Origin of the sequence: Streptomyces sp. NBC_01235, assembly GCF_035989285.1 — a bacterium.
GTDB lineage: Bacteria > Actinomycetota > Actinomycetes > Streptomycetales > Streptomycetaceae > Streptomyces.
Window position 1 is genome coordinate 1068808 of record NZ_CP108513.1, and the last position, 17865, is coordinate 1086672.

General features: G+C 69.7%; 13 protein-coding genes and 1 pseudogene. 10 read left to right on the forward strand and 4 right to left on the reverse strand.

The features are described from left to right. Positions 1-231: 231 nt before the first annotated feature. The gene (locus tag OG289_RS04940; protein WP_327312759.1) at positions 232-2394 is read left to right on the forward strand and encodes an ATP-binding SpoIIE family protein phosphatase; all 2163 of its coding nucleotides are present in this window, start codon (positions 232-234) and stop codon (positions 2392-2394) included. Between the two features lie 198 nt (positions 2395-2592). Here OG289_RS04940 and OG289_RS04945 read toward each other — a convergent pair whose 3' ends face one another. From OG289_RS04945 to OG289_RS04960, 4 genes are all read right to left on the reverse strand, one after another. After that, positions 2593-3777: a type III polyketide synthase gene (locus tag OG289_RS04945; RefSeq protein WP_327312760.1), complete on the reverse strand. Its 1185-nt coding sequence runs from the start codon at positions 3775-3777 to the stop codon at positions 2593-2595. 791 nt (positions 3778-4568) lie between these two features. Beyond that, entirely contained in the window at positions 4569-5900 is a 1332-nt protein-coding gene (locus OG289_RS04950; protein WP_327312761.1) for an enolase C-terminal domain-like protein, read from the reverse strand. Positions 5901-5936: 36 nt separating this feature from the next. Further along, complete coding sequence (locus OG289_RS04955; RefSeq protein ID WP_327312762.1) at positions 5937-7274, reverse strand: gluconate:H+ symporter; 1338 nt, start codon at positions 7272-7274, stop codon at positions 5937-5939. Between the two features lie 57 nt (positions 7275-7331). Next, positions 7332-8291 carry a 5-dehydro-4-deoxyglucarate dehydratase gene (locus OG289_RS04960; RefSeq protein WP_327312763.1) on the reverse strand — a complete coding sequence of 320 codons (960 nt, stop codon included), beginning with the start codon at positions 8289-8291 and terminating at the stop codon, positions 7332-7334. A gap of 115 nt (positions 8292-8406) precedes the next feature. On the opposite strand from OG289_RS04960, the gene OG289_RS04965 reads away from it, so the two are divergent. From OG289_RS04965 to OG289_RS05005, 9 genes and pseudogenes are all read left to right on the forward strand, one after another. Continuing rightward, on the forward strand, positions 8407-9195 hold the full coding sequence (locus tag OG289_RS04965; protein WP_327312764.1) for an IclR family transcriptional regulator: 789 nt from the start codon (positions 8407-8409) through the stop codon (positions 9193-9195). Between the two features lie 255 nt (positions 9196-9450). Next, positions 9451-9780, forward strand: a pseudogene (locus tag OG289_RS04970) (transposase); the annotation flags it as partial. A gap of 908 nt (positions 9781-10688) precedes the next feature. Further along, entirely contained in the window at positions 10689-11588 is a 900-nt protein-coding gene (locus OG289_RS04975) for a LysR family transcriptional regulator (RefSeq protein ID WP_327312765.1), read from the forward strand. A gap of 204 nt (positions 11589-11792) precedes the next feature. Continuing rightward, positions 11793-12245 carry a cobalamin B12-binding domain-containing protein gene (locus OG289_RS04980; protein ID WP_327320589.1) on the forward strand — a complete coding sequence of 151 codons (453 nt, stop codon included), beginning with the start codon at positions 11793-11795 and terminating at the stop codon, positions 12243-12245. Then, the gene (locus tag OG289_RS04985) at positions 12242-13588 is read left to right on the forward strand and encodes a methylaspartate mutase (RefSeq protein WP_327312766.1); all 1347 of its coding nucleotides are present in this window, start codon (positions 12242-12244) and stop codon (positions 13586-13588) included. The genes OG289_RS04980 and OG289_RS04985 overlap by 4 nt, the downstream gene beginning before the upstream one ends. A gap of 127 nt (positions 13589-13715) precedes the next feature. Next, positions 13716-14654 carry a transporter substrate-binding domain-containing protein gene (locus tag OG289_RS04990; protein WP_327312767.1) on the forward strand — a complete coding sequence of 313 codons (939 nt, stop codon included), beginning with the start codon at positions 13716-13718 and terminating at the stop codon, positions 14652-14654. A 37-nt stretch (positions 14655-14691) separates the two neighbouring features. Then, the gene (locus OG289_RS04995; RefSeq protein ID WP_327312768.1) at positions 14692-15684 is read left to right on the forward strand and encodes a DMT family transporter; all 993 of its coding nucleotides are present in this window, start codon (positions 14692-14694) and stop codon (positions 15682-15684) included. Continuing rightward, a complete protein-coding gene (locus OG289_RS05000) occupies positions 15681-16724 on the forward strand; it encodes an aspartate-semialdehyde dehydrogenase (RefSeq protein WP_327312769.1) in 1044 nt (347 codons plus the stop codon). Before OG289_RS04995 ends, OG289_RS05000 begins: the two co-directional genes overlap by 4 nt. Beyond that, positions 16721-17860, forward strand: coding sequence for an amino acid kinase family protein (locus OG289_RS05005; protein ID WP_327312770.1), 1140 nt, complete (start codon positions 16721-16723; stop codon positions 17858-17860). The genes OG289_RS05000 and OG289_RS05005 overlap by 4 nt, the downstream gene beginning before the upstream one ends. Positions 17861-17865 lie beyond the last annotated feature (5 nt).

Sequence of the window (17865 nt, forward strand, 5' to 3'; positions counted from 1 at the left end):
GCTCCTGCGGCGGTCGTCGAATTCTGGCGGGCGATGCCGCCGGCAAGGTCAGCACGGCCCCACCGGCCGCGGTACTCCCTCGCTGTCAGCGTTCACCGCGCGATCCACTGGTGTGGGCGAAGCGTCCCCCGGTGTTATTCAATGAGGTGTGCGGTCAGGGATCTCGGGGCCCCGTCGCACGGGTCCGAGTAACGACCCCGGCGCTGCGCCGGGGATTGCTGAAAGAGTCGCATGGACTCCACGCCCTCCCCCTCGTCCTCATCGCCGTTCGACCTGGTCAGCAGCGCCCTGGGGCGCTACATCTCGCGCGGCGGATCGGCAGCGGCCGCCGGTCCTGCCAACGCGCAGGGCGACCGCACCACCCATCAACGCGTACCCGACAACCCGGCAGCCGACCGTCAGGATCAGATTCTCGGCGTGGTCAACCTGGACAGTGATCTGACAATCACCCGCTGCAATCTGGACGCCGCCGTATTCGCGGGTCTGGACGCCGTGGCCGGGAGTTCTTTCGCCGATCTCCTGCCCCCCGGGGACGTACCGACGGTCACACGGCGGTTGCGGCAGGTCCTGGAGATCGGTGAGGCGCACGTCGCCCGGATCCAGCGCCTGCGGCGCGGCGACGGGTCGGAACTGGTGGTCTCGATGAGCATCCTGCCCGCCGCGGCGCCTCAGGAGGGCTTGACCGTCTCCCTGATCGCCATGGCCAGGAGGCTGCACCTGTACGCCGCCGAGACCGCGATCGGCACCTCGCTGGACATCGGCGAGACCGCGCAGTCGCTGGCGGAGTCCCTGCTGGCTTGGGGAGACGTGGCCGCCGTCGACCTCGACTTCGCCGTGTGGACGGGCGAGGGAGTCACCGAGCAGGCGCAGGGGCGCATCCGGCTACGGCGGGCAGCCCTGGTCCCGGACCGGGCGTGGCCCGAGGGTTACGTGACTCCGGGCGGCGATCTTCCGAGCGACGCGAGTCGCCTGCTGGCGCAGGCGGCACGGCGGGACGATGCCCCGCAGGCCATCGTCATACCGGACCGGGAGGCGGTCGAGCGGCTGCTCGGCAGTCCGCGAGTGATCCGTGCCCTGGTGCCCGGTGACCGGTCGGCAAGTGTGGCGTGCATACCGCTGGTCTTGGACGGCGAGCCGCCCGTCGTGCTGGGCGTGGCGGAGGTCTGGCGGCGGGCGGACTGCCCCTTCCACGACAGCGAGTTGTTCGACCTGCAGGAACTGGTGGCCCGCACCGCCCATCACGTCGACCTGGCCCGTCAACACCAGCGCGAGCACACTCAGGTGCTGGCGTTGCAGCGCCGGCTGCTGCCCCGGGCAGGCGGCCAGACCATTGAGATCGCCAGTGTCTACCAGCCCGCCGCCCCCGACAGCGCGGGCGTCGGCGGCGACTGGGTGAACAGCTTCCCGCTGCCGGACGGCCGTACCGCGCTGGTAGTCGGTGACGTCGTCGGGCACGGCCTGGGAGCGGCGGCAACCATGGGCCAGCTGAGCATGGAGGCACGCGCGCTGCTGTCCGCGGGGCTGGCACCCGACGAGGTGCTGGAGCACCTGGACGAGACCGTCACCCTGCTGGACGACGCGGAGTCCGGACTGGCGGCCGGCTACAGCGCCCTCGGCTCTTCCTGCTGCATCGCCCTCTACGACCCGGTCAGCCACCACGTGGCGCTCTCCAGCGCCGGCCACCTCCCCCCGGTCCTGGTGCTTCCGAACGGCCACGCGAGCCCGCTCGCGCCCAGCCCTCACCCCGGCCTGGGCGCCGAGTTCGCGCTGCGGGAGCCGTTCGAGGTGCACACGTTCGGCGCGCCCCCGGGCTCCCTGCTCGCCCTCTACACCGACGGCCTGGTGGAGGATCCGACCCTGTCGATCGACGAGGGCATCAGCAGGCTCGTGGATGCCGTGTCCACGGTGCACCCCTGGGACGCCCTGCAACAGGCCGCACGGCACGTCGTCTCCGCGCTGGCGCCCGTGCGTCGGCGCGACGACGTGACCCTGCTGCTCGCGCGCATGATCGGCTACCGCAAGGGGGACACCGCGACCTGGCGGCTGCCCGCCCGCGAGGACGCGCCGGCCCGTGCCCGCGCGCACGTCTCCGCGCTGCTGCGGCAATGGCACACCAGGGGCGACGTCCAAGACGACGTCGCGCTGCTGGTCAGCGAACTGGTCACGAACGCGGTGCGCTTTGCCGCCGGTCCCATCACGGTACGACTGATCAGAGCCGGTCACGGCCTGCTGTGCGAGGTGGGAGACACCGGCAACGGCAGGCCACGTCTGAGCCGTGGCGGCCTCCTCGATGACGGCGGGCGTGGCCTGCACGTCGTGCACAGGCTCACCACCCGGTGGGGGGTGCGATGGACGGACACCGGCAAGGTGGTCTGGGCGGAAGTCGCAAGGTGACGCTGCTGCGCATGGGCCTGTGGCGGCTGTCGGAGGCGGTGGTGGGGCGCGGCCGGCGTACGCGAGTGCGGCGACGGCAGGGGCGGCGTGCGCGTCAGCCGGCGCCACCGACGGTACGGACGGCGCCCTCAGCGGTACCGGTGGCGTGACCGGTGATGCGGGCGGCCCGTTTGCCGGTACGGGGGGCGCGGGCTTGCACTACAGCCACTCCCCTTCCAGGGCGGTGGCGGTGAGGCCCGGTGCCGCCGCGTACAGGACGGCGCGATTGCCCGACTTCTGCCCGGCGTCGTGCGCCCGCCTCAGGATGTCGAACACGGCGGCGCCTCCGCGGTTGCCGCTGGTGTAGCTGTCCCGGCTGTAGTCCAGCAGCCCCGACGGCCACGCGTCGGGCATCGTCTGCTCCATGTACTCCAGCACCCGGGTCCCGCCGGGGTGCGCGAGCAGCACGTCGGGGTGCCAGGAGTCGGGGTCGTCCTGGTAACGGACGCGCAGCCACTCCCACATCGCGGTGACCGTCTCCTGTACGGCGCGCGGCCCGCGCCGGTCCATCACGAAGTGGGTGCCGTCCGCCCGCGTATCCAGGCGGTGCAGGTCTTGGGTGCCTGGCAGAGTGTGATGCCAGGCGGCGTCCAGCCGCAGCACCGACTCGCGCCTCGGACGGCCCGTGACCACCGCGGCGACCGCCGTGTCCGCAAACAGCAACCGGACGATCAGGGACTCGAGGGTGTCGTCCGCGGGCTGGTAGGTCGTGCTCAGCGCCTCCGCGATCACGACCAGGACCACCCGTTCGGGGTCCGCGGCCACGAGATCCGCCGCCAGCGCCAGGGAGCGGGTCCCGGCGACACAGGCCCACTGCGTAGCCGGCAGCAGCATCACGTCGTTGCGGAGCGAGAGCTTGTTGGCCAGGGCGATGTCCAGACCCGGCAGCGCCGGGGTGGTGGAGTGACTGGTGATCAGGCAGTCGATGTCCGCGGCGTCCAGCCCGGCGATCTGCAGGGCCCCGCGCGCGGCACGCTCCCCGTAGGACTGCACGGCCTCCCAGGCCGGCGCCGTGCGCTCCTGGACGGTCTGCGGCGCGGGTATCGCCTCGAGGGCGGCGATCACGCGGTCCACGTCCTGCTGGGTGAACCCGTCGCGTGCCAGCGCCTTTTGGGCGGTCCCCGTGCCGACAGCCCGCAGACCGCTGCCGTTGCCGGGCGCGACGGCGGTCTCCAGCGGCAGCATCCACCCGCGGGTCTCGATGCCCGTACTGGCCGCGATGCCGTCGATCCGCGGAGCCCACGCCGCGTGCGGGTGCCGGTCGCGCACCTCCGCCACGATCTGGCCGGTCTCCACGGCGTGCTCACCGTGTATCACGGCAGGGGGACAGAGATAAGCGGCCATGATGGGCACCTTTCCAGGGGAACAAGGAGGAACGTCACGAGGGCTGCGTCATGGGCCGCTTTGGAACTTCGCGCCCATGCCGATGGGCTCCGCTTCGGGAGTCGCCATCCCTGTCGAGCATGGACGCCAAATGGACATTTCCGCTGTGACCAAGACAACTTGGGCGGCCCTTGGAGGGTGTGATACGGCACACACCGCCGAAACAGGGGCCCTCAGAGCGGTTCCACAGGCCGTACCTGACTTACCGTCACCTACCGCTTCGACGACGGGCACGCACAAGCCACCGGACCGACCGAGCACGGAGTGGCCGACGCCGGCTGCGCGGATCGTGAGCCCACGGACCCCACCCGCTGTCGGCCGGCTTTTCGACCGTGGGGGGGCAAAGGCCCTCGGACGTGGTCGAGAAGGCCCGCCGATCGGGGTCGGTCGCCTCATGGTGCGACAACCGGGTGCGGACAGGGTATCGAGCCGCGCCTCCCCATTGGCGGTCGAGTCGTCGCGGGACTCCGAGCGGCCAAGGCCCGCAAGCCATCCAGCGGCTCGGCCTTTACAGCCATAGCCGGAGCCCTCGGGCCCACCGGTCCTACGAACGACCGGATCAGGCCCACGTGTGAAAGGCAGGACAGCCCAAAGGTCTTCGGCGACTTCGCCGACCTGCGGAAATGGGCGACCGGGCCGGCCGGGGCGCCGAGAGTCCCTTCCTCTGATACATCGGCGTACCCCTGCTGGTGGGACTCGGAGTCGCACTCACCATGCCCGAAGAAACGAGAGACAGCTCCTGGAACAGTCGCCTAACGCACCAGGCAGGGGCGTTTGGCGTCGAACTTCCAGCCAGGGACGAGATATTGCATGGTGAGGGCATCGTCGCGGGCCCCCAATGCCTTCTCCCGGTAGAGGTCGTGGGCCGCGAGGAGGCGGTCCATGTCGAGGTGGACACCAAGGCCCGGCGCGTCCGGGACGGCGATCTCACCGCCGACGATGCGCGGTGGGGCGGTGGTGAGCCGTTCCAGGCCTTCCTGCCAGATCCAGTGTGTGTCCAGGGCGTTGTACTCGCCGGGGGCCGCGGCCCCACAGTGGGTCACCATGGCCAGGGAGATGTCGAAGTGGTTGTTGGAGTGGCAGCCCCAGGTCAGGCCCATCGCGTTGCACAGCTGCGCCACGCGCACAGAGCCCTGCATGGTCCAGAAGTGCGGGTCGGCCAGCGGGATGGAGACCGACTGGAGGGCCAGGGCGTGTGCCATTTGACGCCAGTCGGTGGCGATCATGTTGGTCGCGGTGGGCAGGCCGGTGGCGCGGCGGAACTCGGCGAGGATCTCCCGTCCGGAGTAGCCGCCCTCGGCTCCGCAGGGGTCCTCGGCGTAGGCGAGCGTGCCGACGAGGGGACGGCACAGCTCGATCGCCTCGCGCAGTGACCACGCGCCGTTCGGGTCCAGAGTGATACGGGCCTCGGGGAAGCGGTTCTTCAGCGCCCGTACGGCCTTGACCTCCTCCGGGCCCTCCAGGACGCCGCCCTTGAGCTTGAAGTCCCGGAAGCCGTAGCGATCGTAGGCCGCCTCGGCCTGACGGACGATCGCCTCCGGGGTCAGGGCCTCTTCGTGCCGGATCCGGTGCCAGTCCACCGGGGAGTCGGGTTCACGGACGTACTCCAGGTCGGTGCGGTCCGGATCGCCGACGTAGAAGAGGTACCCCAACACCCTTACCGAGTTCCGCTGTTGGCCGTCGCCCAGGAGCGCCGCCACGGGCACGTCGAGGTGCTGGCCGAGGAGGTCGAGCAGCGCCGACTCGACGGCGGTGACCGTGTGGACGGTGGTCCGCAGGTCGAAGGTCTGGGCGCCCCGTCCGCCGGCGTCGCGGTCGGCGAACCGGTCGCCGATCTCGCGCAGGACACGCTTGTAGTCGCCCACCTTCGCCCCGACGACCAGCGACTCGGCGTCACGCAGCGTCTGCGTGATCCTCTCCCCGCCGGGCACCTCCCCCAGCCCCGTACGGCCCTCGGAGTCCTTGAGGACGACGATGTTGCGGGTGAAGTACGGGCCGTGGGCGCCGGAGAGGTTCAGCTCCATGCAGTCGCGGCCGGCGACGGGGAAGACGGCGAACTCGGTGACGGTCGACTGACTGCTCATTCTGGTCCAAGTCCCTTGCACAATGGATGAGTTGGCTTACAGGCCGAGGACGTCCAGAGCCCACTCGGCCGCCAGTACGCCGCCCAGGCCGAGGATCGCGAGCACCGTCGTATAGGACGTACGGACCTTGATCGCCTCGATCACGGAGAGGTTGAAGTACTCCTTGAACAGCCAGAATCCCGGGTCGTTGACATGGGAGCACGCGATGGAACCGCAGGCGACGGCGAGCACCATCATCTCCGGGTGGACCCCGCTGCCCGCCAGGAGCGGCAGCACCACGCCGGAGGCCGTGACGACGGCGACCGTCGCCGAGCCGAGCGCGATGCGCAGGATGACGGCGACGAGCCAGGCGAGGATGATCGGCGATATGGACCAGCTGTCCGTGACGTCCTTGATGTAGTCGGAGATGCCGCCCTCGACGAGGACGTTCTTGAAGGCCCCGCCGGCACCGATGACCAGCAGGATCATCGCCATCGCCTGGGCCGCCGAGGTGCAGGAGGCACCGACCTCCTCCAGGCTCCGGCCGATGCGCGGTCCGAACGCCCACACCGCCAGGCACAGGGTCAGCAGCAGCGCGACCGGGGCGGAGCCGATGAAGGCGACGGTGTGCAGGAGCGGAGTCTCGGCGGAGGTGGCCATGTCGGTCACGGCGGCGGCCACGATCAGCACCACGGGGAAGAGCGCCACGGACAGCGACCAGCCGAGGCCGGGCATCTCCTCGTCGGTGAACTCCCGTTCGGTGACCAGACCCTTGGGGATGGCGGGGTCCATCGCCCGGACGAACGGAAGCCGGGGCCAGACCAGGGCGATGAGCGCGCCGACGGGCACGGCGATGAACAGGCCGTAGAACAACGTCAGTCCGACGGAGGCATGGAAGGTGGCGGCGACGGCGGTGGGGCCGGGATGCGGCGGCAGGAAGCTGTGCATGGTGGACAGGGCGATGGACATCGGCAGCCCGACCCACAGCAGTTTCGCCCCGGTGACCCTGACCAGGGTGAACGCGATCGGCACGATGATGATGAAGGCGACCTCGTAGAACATGGTCACACCGATCAGCATGGACGTGACCACCATCGCCACCTGGACGCCGCGCGGGCCGAAGGCGTCGAGGAGCTTGCCGGCCATGCGCTGCGCGGCGCCGGAGTCCCCCATGACGCGGCCGACCATGGCGCCGAGCCCGATGGTGAGCATGGTGTCGCCGATCTGGCCCCCGATGCCTTCGGAGAGGACGTCCGGGATGCTCGCCACCGGGATACCCCGGACCAGTGCGACGCCTACCGCCACGAGCAGGAGGGCCGCGAAGCCGTTGAGTTTGAGCCTGGTCATGAGCAGCAGCAGGATCAGGACACTGATCCCGACCACGAGCAGGGGCATGACAGTTCTCCTTTGAACTGTTGGGGCGGTCGGGGGAGCCAGGAGAGAGACGGTTCGTCAAGCGGGTCGCCGTACGGCGCCGACCAGGCTCAGGCCGTGGTCCAGCACCTTCTCCAGGTCGCAGAGGTCGGTCGCGCCGGGGTCGGTGAGCGGGGCGCGCACCGGACCGACCGGGAGGCCGCGCAGCCGGGCCGCGGCCTTGACCAGGGAGACGGCGTAGCCCGGCACCCGGTCGCGCAGTTCGACCAACGGGACGTAGAACTCGCGCAGGAACGTGGTCATACCCGCGTCGTCCCCGTCCCGCAGAGCGACGAAGAAGGCGTTCGCGATCTCGGGCGCGAAGGCGTGGACGGCCGACGAGTAGGCGGGGACGCCGACCGTGGCGTAGGCACGGGCCTGGATCTCGGCGGTGGCGGCGCCGTTGAAGAAGAGGAAGCCGTAGCGCGCGGCAAGCGTGAGGCGCTGGAGCCGGTCGAGGTCGCTGTGTCCGTCCTTCAGGCCGACGACGGTGGAGATCCGCGCGATCCGGCGCAGGCCGTCGGCGGTGAAGGCGACCTGGCCGCGCTGGTACGCGATCAGCGGCAGCCGGGTGCCGACGGCGATCCGGCGCAGCTGCTCCACCAGACCGTCCTGCGGGGCCCCGACCAGGTAGTGGGGCAGTACCAGCGCGGCGTCCGCGCCGGCTTCCTCCGCGATACGGGCGAACCGCAGCGCCTGCGCCCAGCCGTAGCCGATGCCCGCGACCACCGGCAACCGTCCGTCGGCGACCTCGACCGTGGTCCGCACAACCGCCCGGTACTCGTCCTCGTCCAGCGAGAAGAACTCTCCGGTCCCGCAGGCAGGGAACACCGCGCCGGGTGCGGTGGCCAACCGGTCGGCCAGGTACACCCGGTACGCGTCCAGGTCCAGGCCGCCGTCGTCCCGGAAGCTCGTGAGGGGGAAGGACAACACCCCGCTCGCCATTCCGTCACGGAGCCGCTGGGCGACTGCTGCGACCTCCGCGCTGATCCTCACCATCCATCCCATCCCCGTATGCAGATGCTGTCCACGTATGCAGATGGAGGCTAGGTCCATGAACAGGGTGGGTCAATGGGTGTGCAGGCACGGATTGACGCGGATCTACGATGGGCTCATGTCGGAGGGGAGAGGCGTCCGTGGTGTGAAGTCGGCGGCCCGGACCGTCGCGCTGCTGGAACTGCTCGCCGCGCGGGGCGAGCAGCCCTCGCGCCTGGACCAGCTCGCGGAGGACCTGGGCGTGCCGCGCAGCAGCATGTACCAACTGCTCCAGACCCTCGTCGACTGCGGCTGGGTACGCACCGACGCCACCGGCTCCCTCTACGGCATCGGGATCCGCGCGCTGCTCACCGGCACCAGCTACCTCGACGGCGACCGGCGCATCCGTGCGGTCCGCCCGTACCTCGACGAGGCCTCGGACGCGCTCGGCGAGACGATCCACATGGCACGGCTCGACGGCCCGGACGTCGTCTACCTCGCCACCCGCGAGTCCCACGAGTACCTGCGCACCATCAGCCGGGTCGGCCGCCGCATCCCGGCCCATGCCGGCGCCCTCGGCAAAGCGCTGCTCGCCCAGCGCGCCGACGACGAACTACCGATCCCTGACGGGCCGTTGACCGCCCTCACTCAGAACACGCACACCGACCGTGCCGCACTGCTCGCCGACCTGGCCCAGGTGCGCGAGCGCGGCTACTCCATCGACCGCGAAGAGACGGTGACCGGCATCGCCGGCTTCGCCTTCGCCCTGAGATACGACGCACCTGCCACCGATGCCATCAGCTGCTCGGTCCCGGCGGCCCGGCTCACCCCGGAACACGAGGTCCGCATCGTCTCCGTGATGCGGGAGACACGAGCGAAGATCGAAACTCGCCTGCCGCCCGTCTCAGGCGTACCCGACTGGCGCTGAGGCTGCGAGTACGCCCCGGGTCCTCGTCGGCGAAAGCCGAGAAGCAGCGGTCGCGCTCTGCCGACCCCGGACCACATCGCCCAGAGCGACGGGAAGCTGCCGACCTTCCCCGTCGGCCCCGGTCTCGACCCCGAAGGACCGCTGCTCCGTGGTCCACCGCCACTCCCGTCCGTCCACGCATGATGGAATGCGCCAGCGCCACCAACCGACAACTGCGCACTGCGTCTGGCCCCCCGGCTCCCCAAGCGCTTGCCGGCCCCGGCGCGGATGGGCCGTCCGGTGCGGGACCGCCGTCAGGCGGTCAACGGGATCAGCTGTCGACCGGGGCGGCCCGGCGGGACCTGCCCGAACGCCACGGCCCGTGGAAGAGGGTCTACGAACGCTTCCACCCGCTGGTCGCACGACGGCACCTGGGATCGCCTGCCGGCCCACATGCAGCAGCTTTCCGACGCCGTCGGCGCCGTCGACTGGACGGTGGTCTGCGTCGACTCCACGACGGTGCGGGCCCACCAGCATGCCGCCGGGGCCCGAAAAGGGGGCCGTGGCCGGGCGAGGCGATCGGCCGGTCCCGCGGCGGGCTGCCGAGTGGCCGGGAGGGATCTCACCTCCCGGAAGCCCCCATGGCGGGGGCCCGCATGAAGGCGGACCGCATCGTGCCACGAGGGCCGAAACGGCGCAGGTCACGTCCCGGTTGAGCACAGAGCTCGGCACCGGGCGACGTGTGGCGCCACGGTCGGCTGTCAGGTCGGCGAAGCGCCTCGGGCCGCGCGACGAAGCGGGCAAGATCCCCGGCGGCACCGCGGGCCAGGCCGGCGACCATCGCCTCCGGCAATGTCGTGATCACGGACCGCAGCCCAGCGCCGGGCTCTGACACCAAGGCCCAGGCCGAAGCAGGGGCATTGACCGCAGCGAGCAGCAGATCGCCCTTGCAGAAGAAGCGCATCCCGTGCGGCGGGAGCGGTGCCACCCGCGTTTCTCCCACCGGGAGGTGCTTCAGCCCGCGCCCGTCGTGGAAGCGACCGGTGTCCGAATGACATCGATCGCCACAGCCGTCCTCACCCTTGAGCGGCAACGCCGAGAAAGCCCAGAACACCATGGAAAGGGAGTGCCACTACTGAGCAGCCACCGGCGGCTCGGCGGCACCCAATATGACCAACGAGGTATCACCTGATTCGGATACGTGCGAAATAGGTGACGGGTTTGTCAATTGCTCGCCCGGGCGAGCTCACCTTGCCGATGGCGCGGGTATTCATCTTGAATGGGCGAAACGGGGTCGACGGGGGCATGGCAGCGCTATTGCCCGCTGGACCTGCCTCCACGGAGGCCACAGCCCAGGAGGCGTCCCCACAACCCGGTCGTGAGGGTCCGGCACATTGGTGTCGTGGGCACTGTGTGCCAGGTGAAGGTTCTTCCACGGGAGGGGGGTGGTCGGCAGGCTCGGGGTGTCGACCACTGCGGGTCGCCTCCGTCGAGCCCCTCCGGGAGAGACCAAAATGGACATCCGGCAACTCCGAACCTTTCACCGTGTGGCCGCGCTGGGGAGCTTCACCCGGGCCGCGGCCGAGCTGAACTACGCGCAGTCCTCGGTGACTGCGCAGATCCAGAGTCTTGAAGTGTCCCTGGGAGGCGAGCTGTTCGAGCGGTTCGGGGGCAAGGTGAAGCTGACCCCGGCGGGGACGCGGCTGCTGCCCTACGCCGGGCAGATGCTGGCCCTGGCGGACGAGGCGCGAGGGGCTGCGTCTCCGGACGCGCAGCCCGAGGGTGTGCTGACCATCGGCACGATGGAGAGCATCACCTCCTACCGGATGCCGCCGGTGCTGGAGTTCTTCCACCACCGCTACCCCCGGCTGCAGATCGCGCTGCGACCGAGTCTGTGCGCGGAGACGCTGCACTCGCTGCGTCAGGGGCTGTTCGACGCCGGCTTCCTGATGGAGGCCGAGACGCAGCACTCCGGGGTGCACAGCGAGGTTCTCGGCGTGGAGCGGCTCGTCGTGGTGGCATCGCCGGGGCATCGGCTCGCCGGGGCGTCGAAGGTGGAGACCGACGATCTGCGGCAGGAGTCGGTGCTGGCCCCGGAGGCGGGGTGCGCCTACCGGGAGCTGCTGGAGGCGGAGCTCAACGACGGCACGGGCGAGCCGGTGCCGTTCCTGGAGTTCGGCAACATCGAGGCCATCAAGCGTGGGGTCGGCGCCGGCCTCGGGATCAGCCTCCTGCCGCGGATGGCGGTCGGCCAGGAGCTGTCGGCCGGGACGCTGGTGTCGCTGGCGTGGGAGCCGCCCTTCGAGCTGTTCACGCAGCTGGCGTGGCGCAAGGGGGCGCAGCTGTCGCGGGAGCGGCGCGTGTTCGTGGAGCAGGTCATCGACTTCCTGAGCCGGGAGTACCAGGAGTCCTGAACGGCATCCGCAAAACGGGGAAGTCCCTGAATTTCATGAGCGGCCTGCATGCTGCATATGAATGTATTTGCTTCATCGATCGATGAAGTCGATAAAGGTCATCTGCAAAGCCGAATGGGATTTGTGGACTTCCAGGTCGGACGGCATGAAGAATGTTTTGCAGTCCCAGTAATACGGCAAGGAGAGGTTCCTATGTCACAGGTCATGCTCCCGGCTAAGCGGTTTGTCGTGTCAAGCGTTTCGTCCGATGCCCACATGTGGAATCTGGTTTTCCTCCAGCTGTTGCTGGAGGAGCAGGGCGCACAGGTCACCAATCTCGGCGCTTGTGTGCCCGACGACCTCATCATCGAAGAGTGCCGAAGGTCGCGGCCGGACGCGCTCATCATCAGCACGGTCAACGGACATGGCCACCTCGACGGCCTCCGGCTCATCCGCCGCATCCGCAGTGAGCCGGACCTGCTGGACCTGCATGTGGTGATCGGCGGGAAGCTCGGGGTGCGGGGCGCGGAGAACATCGTGTTCGCCGAGGAGCTGGCGCTCAGCGGCTTCGACGCGGTGTTCGAGGCGGACGGCGGGATCGAGGCCTTCCAGGAGTTCCTGGGCTCGCTCGACAGCGCCGAGCGCCCCGCGCTGGAGTCGGCGAGGGCAGCCGCATGAGCAGTCTCGCGGGGATTCCCGAGCGGTATGCGCCCCAGATCGCTCCCAGAGGACGTTTCTCGCGTCACGTCCGAGGGGCGCATGCCCAGGGCGGGCTGGTGGTACAGCCTCGGATGGGGTTCGCGGATCTGGCCACCATGCGTGAAGGGCTGCTGGGCGTGAGGGGCGCCGACGCCACGGCGATCGGCACGATCACCCTGGACAGCTACACACGTGTCAACGACCATGACTCCGCCCGTCAGGCCCTGCGCACGGGGGCCGAGCTGAACGGGTTCCCGTTGGTCGCCCATGGTCCTGAGGCCACCCGGCAGCTGCTGGGTTCGGTGTCGGGGCCGGACTTCCCGGTGCAGGTGCGCCATGGTTCGGCGTTGCCGTACCCGCTGTTCCGGGCGATGGTCGAAGCCGGCGTGGATGCCACCGAGGGCGGACCGGTGTCGTACTGCCTGCCGTACAGCCGGGCGCCGATCAGTGAGGCGGTCAAGGCCTGGGCACAGTGCTGCGAGCTGATCGCGGCGCAGCCCGATCCGATGCATCTGGAGAGCTTCGGCGGTTGCATGCTGGGGCAGTTGTGCCCGCCCAGCCTCCTGGTGGCTCTCAGTGTGCTGGAGGCGTTGTTCTTCCGGGAGCACGGACTGAGCGACATCTCGTTGAGTTACGCGCAGCAGACCCATCCGGGGCAGGACATGGAGGCGATCGCCGCGCTGCGGCGGCTGGCCGGCGAACGGCTGGCGCAGGCCGACTGGCATGTCGTGCTCTACACCTTCATGGGGGTCTTCCCCCGTACGTCGGTGGGTTCGTACCGGATTCTCGAGGAGAGTGTGCGGCTTGCCGTGCGCACCGGCAGCGAGCGGCTGATCGTGAAGACGCCGGCGGAGGCGCACCGCATCCCGACGATCACCGAGAACGTGGACGCGCTGGAGTTCGCGGCGTCCATCGCTCGGGACGAGGCGGGGCGTCCGCCAGAGGTCGTGGCGACCGACTCGGGGATCTACGAGGAGGCGCGACTGCTGGTGGACAGCACGCTGGAGATGGCACCGACGGTCGGCGAGGCGTTGGTGCGGGCCTTCGGCCGAGGTCATCTGGATGTGCCGTACTGCCTGCATCAGGACAACGCCAACAAGTCCCGGGCCTACGTCGATCCGGCGGGCATGCTGCAGTGGGCGGAGCCGGGGCGGATGCCGCTGCGTGTGGAACGTGGCGCCTCGGCGCGGCCGGTCAGCGCGAAGGGCCTGCTGACGATGCTCGGCTTCAACGAGCGGCGTTTCGACCGTGAGCAGTTGACTCAGGGCCATCTGCGGGGGTTGCAGTACGCGGCGGCCGAGAAGCGAAGGAGCCTGTCGTGATGCCGCGCACCGGTGACGCTTCGCGGATCGGTCTGCCTTCTCTGACACTGCGCCAAGTCCGCCGTCTGCGGATCCGTGCCCTCGACAGTCTCGCCCGGAGTGTCCGTTCTCATCCGAGGAGCATCCTGTGACCATCACCCCCACCCTTGATGAGGTACGGGAGCGCGGTGCGCTGCGTGCCGTGGTGAGCCGCGGCATCCGTGGGTTGTCGCTGTGCGGTGACGACGGCCGCTGGCGCGGGCTCGACACCGACATCGCCCGGGCCGTGGCGGCCGCCACCGTGGGTGACGGTGAGGCGGTCGAATGGGTTCCCTCCGATCCCGCGGACCGGTTGACGCGGCTCGTCGCGGGCGATGCGGAACTGACCGTCTCCAATGTGAGCTGGACCCTGGGTCGCGAGGCGTCCCTGCCCGTGCTGTTCACCGGGGTCACCTGCTACGACGGTGAAGGCTTCCTCGTCCGCGCCGACAGTGGCGTGACCCGGCCCGAGCAGCTGGCGGGGCGGCGGGTGGCGGTGCAGGCGGGTACGACCAGTGCGGCCAACCTGGCGGCCTGGTTCGGTAGTCGGGGCCTGGCCGTCGAGCCGGTCGCCCATGCGACGCCGGCCGAGACGCTCGCGGCGTACGCGGCCGGTGAGTGCGCCGCCTACGTCCTGGACCGGGTCGCCCTGGCCGGGGAGCGGGCCGCGCTCGACGACCCGGCGGCGCACCGGATCCTCGACGAGGCGATCTCCCGCGAGCCGATGGCGGCTGCCGTGCGCGACGGTGATCCGGCGTGGTTCCGGCTGTGCCGGTGGGTGCTTCAGCTGCTCGTCTCCGCCGAGCAGCAGGTCGTCGAGGTGGGCGAGCGGGACAAGGCGCTCGCGCAGGCCGCTGAGATGGCGGGCGTCCATGGGCCCGCTGTCGGTCTCGACCAGGACTGGGCGGCCCGTGTCCTGGCCGCCGTCGGCACCTACGCAGAGGTCTACGACCGCAACCTCGGGCCGTCCACGGGTCTGGCAGTGCCGCGAGGGCTCAACGAACTGTTCACGCGAGGTGGTCTGCAGTACGCCGTCCCCCTCCACTGACCCATCCTCCCCTCCCCCCTTGGAAAGGCATCTCACCATGAGTACTGACACCCGGCCGGCAAACACGGAGACGAAGGGAGCGATCGAGCTGACCCTCGCCATGGTGCTCTCCGGCACCCTCGGCGTCTTCGTCATCGAGTCCGGCGCGTCGCCCTTCAACGTGGTCTTCTTCCGCTGCCTGTTCGGCACGGCCACGCTCGGCCTCTACTGCCTGGTGCGCGGTTTCTTCAAAAACCACGGCTTCACCCCGAAGAAGCTCGGCCTGGCCGCACTGGGCGGTGTCTTCATCGTCTTCAACTGGGCGTTCCTCTTCGAGTCCTACGAGGACACGTCGATCTCGGTGGCGACCGTCGTCTACCACACGCAGCCGTTCTACGTGATGCTGCTGGGCGCCGTGCTTTTCCGTGACAAGCTCACGGCAGCGAAATTCGGCTGGCTGGGCGTCGCGTTCGTCGGTCTGATCCTGGTGGCCGGGGTGTCCGCGGCCGACCTGACCGGCAGCGGGGACAGCTCCTATCTGGCGGGGCTCGGGTACGCGCTGCTGGCTGCGGTGTTCTACGGGATCTCGACGGTCATCACCAAGCGGGTCACCGGGGTACGGCCGCATCTGGTCGCGCTGGTGCAGCTGGTGCTGGGCATCTTCCTGCTGCTGCCGTTCACCACGCTGAGCGAGATGAAGGGGCTCGGCGGCGACTGGGGCTGGCTGGTGGGCCTCGGCGTCATCCACACCTGCGTGATGTACGTCCTCATGTACTCCGCGTACCAGAAGCTGCCGACCCCTAAGATCGCCGTTCTGGCGTTCGTGTACCCGGCGGTCGCGATGCTCATGGACTGGGCGGTGTACGGGCACAGCGTGAGTCTGCTGCAGGCTCTGGGTATTCCGCTGATCGTGGCGGCGAGCCTGGGCATCAACCTCGGCTGGTCCTTCGCCGGACGCCGGGCGCCTGTCGCGCCCGCCGAGGAGCCCGCACCGGCCGCCGGTGCGGTGGCCGCGTCCAAGACCGAGATCAAGACCGGAGGCACTCGATGACCCTCGTGACCGACCCCGCAGCCCCGCGGATCGCGATCGTCGGCGCCACCGGCGCCGTGGGCAACACACTGATCGAGCTGATCGAACAGCGGGGTCTGCGCTACCGCGACATCCGGTTGGTGGCGTCGGCGCGCTCGGCCGGCACGGAGTTGAGCGTGGACGGCGTGGCCCATCCGGTGCACGCGGTGGAGGAGTTCGACTTCGCCGGTGTCGACCTGGCGTTCTTCTCCGCCGGCACCGAGGCCAGTGAGCAGTGGGTGCCCAAGGCCACCGCGGCCGGCGCCGTCGTCATCGACAACACGATCGCCTTCCGCATGGACCCGGACACCCCGCTGGTGGTGCCGCAGGTCAACGCCCATGAGCTGGACACCCGTCCGAAGTCGGGTGTGATCGCCAATCCGAACTGCTCGACGATTCCGCTGGTGCGGCTGCTGCAGGGCGTCGAACAGCGATACGGCGTACGCCAGGCCGTGGTCAGCACCTATCAGGCGGCTTCGGGGCTGGGGCATCCCGGTGTCGAGGAACTGATGAACGCCAGCCGCGCGACGCTGGAGCATCCCGGGGAGGTGTATCCCAGCAAGGAGTTCTCGCCGTCGCTCGCCTTCAACGTCATTCCGAAGATCGACCGTTTCCTGGACTCCGGCTTCACGCTGGAGGAGCAGAAGATGCTCCAGGAGTCCCGCAAGATCCTCGGCGTCCCTCATCTGGACGTGACCACCACGTGTGTGCGGGTGCCGGTCGTCAACGGCCATTCGGAGGCCGTGTGGATCGAGACGCAGGGTGTCGTGGACCGGGCCGAGCTGGTCGAGTTGCTCGCCGCGCTGCCCGAGGTGACGGTGCACGACCGCCAGTCGCAGCATGAGTTCCCCACTCCCGCCACGATCGACGATCCGTACCGGGTGCACGTCGGCCGGGTCCGGGTGAACCCGAACAACCCGCGCGCCTTCTGGCTGTGGCTGGTCGCCGACAACCTCACCATCGGTGCGGCGCTGAACGCGATCCAGATCGCCGAGGAGCTCATAGCCCGGGGGACGCTGTGACGCGAGAGCCGCTGGACTCCTCGCAGCGGCCGCCGGCGGTGGTGAAGTTCGGGGGTTCCAGTTTCCGGACCCTGGCGGCGTACGGGCAACTTGCCGAGGCGCTGTCGCGACGGGTCGAGGAGGAGAACACCCGCCTGGTGGTCGTGGTGAGCGGTCAGCCCGGTGAGACGGAGCAGTTCCGGGACCGGCTGAGCAAGGTGAATCCGCATCCCGAGGACGAGACCGTCGCGGGTCTGCTGACCCTGGCCGACACGGTGGGCGCGCAGTTGCTGGCGACGGCCCTGCACCGGGAGGGCCGTACCTCCACGGTGCTGGCGGGGCACCAGCTGGGGCTCACCACCGACTCGTCGTTCATGTGGGCGCGCTTGGAGCACACCGATCCGGAGCCGCTGCGCTCGGCCGTGCGTGAGCACGACGTGGTGGTGGTGCCGGGTGGCCAGGCCGCCGACAAGGAGGGCCGGCCGACCTGGCTGGGCAAGAACAGTTCGGATCTGTCGGCGGTGGCCGTCGCGGCGGCTGTCGGTTCGCCGCGCTGCGAGATCCATTCGGACGTCGACGGCATCTACAGCTCCGACCCGCACCTGGTCACCGGCGCGCGGCTGCTGAGCGAGGTCTCGTACAACACGGCGGCGCTGATGTCGTTGTACGGCGCGAAGGTGCTGCACCGTCGGGCCGTGCGGTTGGCGCAGCGCAACCGGATCGAGATCGTCTGTCGTTACAACAGGCCGCCGTTTCCCGCGGGTTCGGTCATCGGCAGTGCCGGTTCCTCGGTGGCGGCGGTGGTGCTCAACCAGCGTTCGGCGGCTCTGCGGTACGAGACGGAGGAGCTCGCCGACCGCGCGTACACGGCCTTCCACGGCGCCAACATCGATGTCGTACGTCTGACCGCGGGGCCGCTGGTCGCGGTCACCGGAGGGTTCGTGGACCTTCCCGAGTTCCAACGGCGCAACGGTCTGGCGCCCGGCGAGTACGCGGGGGTGCCGGTGACCGCGGTGCGCGGCAGCCAGGTGGTGACCCAGCTGGCGGCCGACGAGGAGGACGCGCTGCATCTGACGCAGCGTCTGCACGATCACGTGAACCGTCCCGGCGCGGGCACCGATCCGAACGCGCCACTGCTCGAGCTGCAAGGAGTGTGAACCAC